The organism is Trebonia sp. (assembly GCF_030042015.1).
Taxonomy (GTDB): Bacteria; Actinomycetota; Actinomycetes; order Streptosporangiales; family Streptosporangiaceae; genus Trebonia.
In genome coordinates, this window is record NZ_JASIAL010000302.1 from 1 (window position 1) to 6,339 (window position 6,339).

The window sequence follows — 6,339 nt, forward strand, 5'->3', positions numbered from 1 at the left end:
CGCGACGAGGCGTCGGCGGTGTGCCGCGCCGCCGCCGCGACGGCGGCGCGGCTGCGCGCCGTCCCGCTGTCCGCCGCCCTCGACGACCTGGCCCGCCGCGCCCGCCTCGACGCCGGCTCAGCAGGCGCGTTCGGCCACGGCTCGCGCAACGGGCACGGGCTGGGCGGGGGAGTGGCGGGCGCGCTGACCGACCGCGAGCGCGAGGTGCTGCGCCTGCTCGCCAGGGGCCTGTCCAACCGCGAGATCGGCGCGGAACTGTTCATCACCGCGAAGACCGCCAGCGTGCACGTCTCCAACATCCTCGCCAAGCTGGGCGCCGCCAGCCGCACAGAAGCGGCCGCCATCGCCCACCGCGAGGGCCTGTAGCCCCCGGATCGTCATCCGCTCGCGGCCGCGCCCGTCTCGATCAGGGGCTGGGTGCTGCCGTTGCTGGCGTTGTAGCCGCCCACGGCTATGCAGTACCCCGACGCGGGACACACGGCCGAGTCGAAGAAGACGTACTGCTTGGCCGTGGCCGCGCCGGCGGGCAGGGGCGCCCGCGCCGCCGTCCAGGTTCCGCCCGACTGCGTGTCGATCACGCCCACGACCGCGCCGCCCCGCGCGGTGTAGGAACCCGCGGCCACGCAGGCGCCGGCCGTCCGGCACGCGACCGCGGTCAGCCCGGTCACCGCGTCGGGGCTGAACTTCTGGCTGGCCGCGGCGCCGGCCGGAAGCCCGGCGGCCACCGGGTTCCAGGTGCCGCCCGACAGCGTCTCGATCAGGTCGGTGTTCTGGCCGCTGCGGCTGGTGTAGTTGCCGACGGCCACGCAGGTCCCCGGCGCGGTGCAGGTGACCGCCCACAGGTAGCTGACCGGAGCGGCCGCCGCGCCGGCTGGCAGCGGCGCCGTGGTCGCCGTCCAGGTCCCCCCGGACAGCGTCTCGATCAGGCCCTGGTAGCCCCCGCCGCCGTCTGCGTAATCCCCGACTGCCTCGCAGCTGCCGACCGCCGGGCACTTGACCACGAACAGGGCCGTCGGCACGCTCGACGACGTCTGCGGACCGGGCACCGCCCCGGCGGGCAGCGGCGCCGCCGCCGACGTCCAGGTTCCGCCCGACAGCGTGTCGAGCATGGCGCGCGTGTCGCCGCTGCTGTCGGTGTACCAGCCGGCGGCCACGCATATCCCCGCCGCCGGGCAGGCGACCCCGGCAAGAAGCGCGTTCTTGTCCTTATTCGCGTCGCCGGGAAGCGGCGGCCTGGTCGCTGTCCAGGTGGTTCCCGAGAGCGTCTCGATCACGGGCTTTTGGATGTTCTGGCTGTCGAAGTAGCTGCCTGCGGCCACGCACGAGCCCTGCGACGGGCAGGACAGCCCCTCGAGGTAGACGTAGGTGTCCCCGCTGGCGCCCGGCACGCCCGCTCCCACGGCCGGCGCCCACGAGCCGGCCGACAGCGTCTCGGTGAGGCCATCGCTGTCGCTGCCGGTGCTCTGGTAGTAGCCGACGGACAGGCAGCTCGCGACGCTTGAGCACGCTATGTCGTTCAGGAACGCGGTTTGGCCGGATGACGTCGACGCGTCGGCGGGCAGCGGCGGCTTCGCCGCGCTCCACGTCAGCGGCTTCGGTGCCGAGCCGCCGAACAGCGCCGAAGGAAAGTGCTCCTTCCAGCCCGCCACCGCCAGCACCGCGAGCACGACGACGACGGCGGCCACCGTGGCCACGACCCGCGTCGCCCCGCGCCGCCGCCGCTGCGGCGGCACGTAGCCCGGGCCGGCGGGCGGCGCGTAGCCGGGGCCGGCAGGGGGCGGCTGCGGGTAACCCTGGCCAGCCGGGGGCTGGTACCCGACCGTCGGCTGGTAAGCGGGGGAGTCAAAGCGGGGCTGCTCGTTCGCCGCCCAGTAGGGGGAGGCCGCGGGCGGCGGACTCGGCGGCTCGTACGAGGGAGCGGCGGCCGGCTGCTGCTGCTGTGGCTGCCCCCACGGCTCGTACGCCGGGGCGGCCGGCGGCTGCTGGGGCTGCTGGGGCTGGGGCTGGGGCTGTCCCCACGGCTCGTACGCGGGGGCTGCCTGCGGCTCCTGTTGCTGCCGGGGCTGTGGCGGCTCCCACGGCTCGTACGCCGGGGCGGCGGCGGGCGGCTGTTGCTGCTGCTGTGGCTGCTCCCACGGCGCGTACGCGGGCGCGGCCGGCTGCTGCTGCTGGGGCTGCGCCCACGGCTCTTGAGCCGCGGGCGATGGCTGCTGGGGCGCCGGCTCGAACGTGGGCACGGCAGGCGGTGACTGCTCGCCTGCGTCGTCCAGCTGGGCCCCGCACCGGCTGCAGAACCTGGCCCGGTCCGACTGGGCCGCTCCGCAACTGCTGCAGTACATGGCTTCCCCCATCAGCCAGCACGGCGCGACAAGTCCGTGCATTTAAACATTTCCGAAAGCCTGGCAGGATCTGTCCCCGGGCGTCAATGGGTTGCAATGCCAGGAACGTAGCGAAGTGCAAGCCGTGCCCCTGGCGGCCGTGCTGGCCGCCCCGGCCCATTCCCGTCCGTCACGCCAGCCCCTCCCGCTGGCCTTGCAGGCGCCCGGCCGGGATAACGGGAAAGAAATGGCCACCCCTGACCGGTCTTTTCCTTCCCGATAATCGCCCTGTCCGGAATGTCCGGTTCCCGGATTCCGGCATACCGGGCATATCGCATCGCCGGGCGGCGGCCGGCAGGCACGCGGCGGCGTGAACGCGCCTGCACCCGGCCGCGTAACGCGAGGAAGCCGCAGGGAAACGGTCACGCAACCGTGCCTGCCGCCCGCCCCGGCCCAGAGCCCTGCCCGCCGGCCCTGCCCGCCGGCCAGCCCCTTGACTACCCGGCGATGCAATGGGTCGGGCGTCCGCCCTGCGGGCTACGCGGACGACAGGCCTGCGCTGCCGGAGGACGCCAGGTTGACGTCGTCGCCTGAGTAGGCGGCGACCACCGTGACCGATCCGGCCGCCGTGGGCGTATAGAAGCAGGTCGCGGTGTTACCGGCCGCCGCCGAGTAGGTAAGCGGGACGTCGCTGCACCCGGCGATCGGGGTGCCGCCGATCGAGAACGTCACCGTTCCCGTGCCGCCCGCCGACGGGGAGATGTTGTCTCCCGCCTGATTCGTCACCGTGGCCGTTATCGTGTCCGGCTCGCCGACGGTGCCTTCGCCCGGGCTGAAGGCGACGACCGTCGTCGTGATGTCCGGCACGGTCACCTTGTACATGCCGTCGTACACCGAAGCCGCGTGCGCCGCGTCACCGCTGTACGTGGCGTTGTAGAAGATGAACCCGTACGTGCCGACCGGGGGCGTGACCTTGCAGGTCCCCTTTCCGGCCGACCTGGACGTGAGGGTGACGGTGCACGAGTACCCCGCGACCCCGACGTCCGCGGGATTGGTCGGCGTGACCTTCACGGTCCCGGTCGCGGCCGCGGTCCCTGCCGTCTTGTCCGTCACGGCCACGGTGACGGTCGCCGGCCTGCCCGCGAGCACCCGGTCCGGCTTGATCAGCGTGATCCGCGTGGTCGTCGCGACCTTCGTCACCGTGACGCGCGCCGTCCCCGAGGCCCCGGCGTGCGTGGCGTCACCGGAATAGCTGCCCGTCACGGTGTAGCTGCCCGCCGCCGCGAACCTCGCCGTGCAGCGTGTTGACCCGTGCGACAGCCGCCCGGCGCACAGCCTCGTCCGGCCCGTCGCGAAGCTGACCGTTCCTGTCGGCGTCGCGCCCGCTGACCGCACGGTCGCGGCCAGCGTCACGCTGATGCCGGCCACGGCCGTGCCTGGCCTTGCGGACACGCTGACCGTCGACGGGTGCTTGGCACCCGCCACACCCGGATGCGCGCCGGACGCGCTGGCCGGCGCGGCCGTCACCGCCGCCGCCAGCGCGGTAATCACCGGTATCGCGACGACCGCCGCGATCGCGGTCGCCGCTTTCCTGGCGGCGCCTGACCGAATCAGCCTCATGCTGAACGCCTCCCCTCGATGCCGGGTTTGCGGCGCTCCTTCCCTCCCTGGGCGCCATCCAATCCCGGCCGTGCCCCGCTGTTGGCGGGCCAGCGGGTCGGGTCTGTTATTTAAGCTGCTGGCATGGGGCAGATCCGGGTAGGCACGGCGTCGTGGACCGACAAGACGCTGACCGCCTCCGGCTGGTACCCGCCGGAGGCGGACACACCAGAGAAACGGCTGCGGTTCTACGCCAGGCAGTTCCCGCTCGTCGAGGTGGACTCCACCTACTACGCGCTGCCCGCGAGCCAGACCGCGGCGATGTGGGCGGCGCGGACGCCGGCCGGCTTCACGTTCAACGTCAAGGCGTTCAGCCTGTTCACCACCCACCCCACGCCGGTGAAGGCGCTGCCGGCCGAGCTGCGCGAGGCGGCGGCCAAGGCCGGCAAGGACCGGGTCTACCTCAAGGACGTCGACCCGGAGGTGACCGGCCAGGCCTGGGAGCGGTTCCTCGCCGCACTCGAGCCGCTGCGCGAGGCGGGCAAGCTCGGCGCGATCCTGCTGCAGTTCCCGCCGTGGTTCCCCATCTCCCGCGCGAACAAGGAGTACATCGTCGCGTGCGCCCAGCGGGTCGCGCCCCGCCGGGTGTGCGTGGAGTTCCGCAATCGCACCTGGCTGACCCCGGACAACCAGCAGGAGACCCTGGATTTCCTGTCGGCTCAGCGCCTGACGTACGTGTGCGCGGACATGCCGCAGGGATACCCGAGCTCTGTCCCGCCGGTGCTTGCCGTTACCAGCGACCTGGCCGTCGTCCGCCTGCACGGCCACTCGGACAAGTGGGGGAGCAAGGACATCTATGAGCGGTTCGGCTACCGCTACACCGGCGAGGAGCTGGACGAATGGGCCGGCAAAGTGAGCGACCTGGCCGCGGCCGCGGAGCTGACCCATGTGCTGTTCAACAACTGCTACCGCGACTACGCCCAGGTCAACGCCCGCCAGCTCGCCGAAAGGCTCCGTGGCCATGAGGGTGGCCATGAGGGTGGCCATGACAATTGAGGGGCTGGGATCTGCGGACGCGGGAGGTCGTGCGGGCCTGGCCTACGAGCGCCGCGGCTGCGGGCCGCCGCTGGTGCTGCTGCACGGGCTTGGGCACCGCCGGCAGGCGTGGAGCGCGGTCCTCGACCTGCTCACGCCGCACCGCACCGTCATCGCGGTCGACCTGCCCGGCCACGGCGAGTCCCCGCCGCTCGCGCAGACAGCCGGCCAGGGACAGTCCGCGATCCGCGCGATCGCAACGCAGCTCTTCGCCTTCCTCGACGAGCAGGCCCTTGACCGCCCCCACATCGCGGGGAACTCCCTGGGCGGCGCCCTCGCGCTGATCGCCGGCGCACGAGGCCGCGCGAAGACCGTGACAGCGCTGTCGCCGGCCGGCTTTTGGGCTCACGGCTGGCAGTTCGGCTACGCCCGGGCGGTCTTCAAGTCCGCGCTGCTGGCCGGGCCGTTCACTTTGCCGCTTGTGCCCGCGCTGGCACGCAGCACACTCGGCAGGTACGTCATGGACGGCCCGTTCGTGCACAGGCCCGCGCGCATGCCGCCCGAACAGGCCGCCGCCGACGCCCGCGCCTTCTTCACCGCCCGCGAGGTGGTCAGCGCGGTACTGGCAGCGCAGGTGTCGTTCACCGAAGCCGTGCCGCCCGACGTCCCTGTGACGATCGGGTGGGGCACCCAGGACCGCCTGCTGCCGCCCAGCCAGGCACGCGTCGCCAGGCAGCGGCTGCCGCATGCCAGGTTCGTGCGGCTGCCAGACTGCGGCCACGTGCCGATGACCGACGCGCCCGGGCTGGTCGCCGCGGTACTGCTTGACGGCAGCGCCGGGAACTAGGTCGCGGCGGACCCGCGGACGGGCATCCCGGCCGCCAGGTACGCGTCGTCGATCACCCGCATGGTGGTGACCGCGCTCGCCGCCGTCGTGGGGAACGGCGAGCCGTCGAGCACCGCCGCCGCGAACGCGCGCAGCTGCCAGGCGAACGTCGTGTCGCCCGCGTCGTGATGCTCGGCCCGTTCGTCGGACACCACGGACCCGTTCCTTGTGACGACGAGCCGCCCCTCGTGGGCGATGACGAAGTTCGCCAGCCACAGGTGCCCCTCGTCGCCGATCACGTGCACGTCGGCCAGGAACTCCCCGTCCCTGGTGAACGCGGACTCCAGCCACCCGGTCCCGCAGAGCTTGGGACATCTCCTCCGCTTCGACCTTGCGGTCCTCCAGGTAAAGCCGCTTAGCCTCTTTCAGATCAGCTGCCGCCTTTCGTGCGGCAGCCTTCTCAGCTCTGACCTGCTCGCGCTGCGCGCGTTCCTGCGCCTGGCTAAAGGCCCGGAATTCTCTCTCCCGGAGGTGCTGCTGCCGCAGCCGTTCCCGCTGGAT

Annotated in this window: 7 protein-coding genes; 4 read left to right on the forward strand and 3 right to left on the reverse strand. The window is 72.7% G+C overall.

Annotated features, from left to right (window positions below; all coding sequences use genetic code 11):
* Positions 1-366: response regulator transcription factor (locus Q1N79_RS16075; protein WP_300609881.1), on the forward strand; the 366-nt coding region annotated here is incomplete at its 5' end.
* Positions 367-377: 11 nt separating this feature from the next.
* On the opposite strand, the gene Q1N79_RS16080 is transcribed toward Q1N79_RS16075, so the two are convergent.
* Both Q1N79_RS16080 and Q1N79_RS16085 read right to left on the reverse strand, forming a co-directional pair.
* The gene (locus Q1N79_RS16080) at positions 378-2,381 is read right to left on the reverse strand and encodes a zinc ribbon domain-containing protein (RefSeq protein WP_300609882.1); all 2,004 of its coding nucleotides are present in this window, start codon (positions 2,379-2,381) and stop codon (positions 378-380) included.
* 474 nt (positions 2,382-2,855) lie between these two features.
* Positions 2,856-3,938, reverse strand: coding sequence for an Ig-like domain-containing protein (locus Q1N79_RS16085; protein ID WP_300609883.1), 1,083 nt, complete (start codon positions 3,936-3,938; stop codon positions 2,856-2,858).
* A 123-nt stretch (positions 3,939-4,061) separates the two neighbouring features.
* Here Q1N79_RS16085 and Q1N79_RS16090 point away from each other — a divergent pair, with 123 nt between their 5' ends.
* The gene (locus Q1N79_RS16090) at positions 4,062-4,973 is read left to right on the forward strand and encodes a DUF72 domain-containing protein (protein ID WP_300609884.1); all 912 of its coding nucleotides are present in this window, start codon (positions 4,062-4,064) and stop codon (positions 4,971-4,973) included.
* Entirely contained in the window at positions 4,963-5,799 is an 837-nt protein-coding gene (locus Q1N79_RS16095; protein ID WP_300609885.1) for an alpha/beta fold hydrolase, read from the forward strand. The genes Q1N79_RS16090 and Q1N79_RS16095 overlap by 11 nt, the downstream gene beginning before the upstream one ends.
* Here Q1N79_RS16095 and Q1N79_RS16100 read toward each other — a convergent pair.
* The gene (locus tag Q1N79_RS16100) at positions 5,796-6,083 is read right to left on the reverse strand and encodes a hypothetical protein (RefSeq protein ID WP_300609886.1); all 288 of its coding nucleotides are present in this window, start codon (positions 6,081-6,083) and stop codon (positions 5,796-5,798) included. The genes Q1N79_RS16095 and Q1N79_RS16100 overlap by 4 nt on opposite strands.
* A 25-nt stretch (positions 6,084-6,108) precedes the next feature.
* On the opposite strand from Q1N79_RS16100, the gene Q1N79_RS16105 reads away from it, so the two are divergent.
* Positions 6,109-6,339: hypothetical protein (locus Q1N79_RS16105; RefSeq protein WP_300609887.1), on the forward strand; the 231-nt coding region annotated here is incomplete at its 3' end.

Bases quoted from the DNA above. Each gene is read 5' to 3' on its own strand.
- Q1N79_RS16090 (WP_300609884.1), top strand. From the start codon at position 4,062: ATGGGGCAGATCCGGGTAGGCACGGCGTCGTGGACCGACAAGACGCTG.
- Q1N79_RS16085 (WP_300609883.1), bottom strand. From the start codon at position 3,938: ATGAGGCTGATTCGGTCAGGCGCCGCCAGGAAAGCGGCGACCGCGATC.
- Q1N79_RS16080 (WP_300609882.1), bottom strand. From the start codon at position 2,381: ATGCACGGACTTGTCGCGCCGTGCTGGCTGATGGGGGAAGCCATGTAC.
- Q1N79_RS16095 (WP_300609885.1), top strand. From the start codon at position 4,963: ATGACAATTGAGGGGCTGGGATCTGCGGACGCGGGAGGTCGTGCGGGC.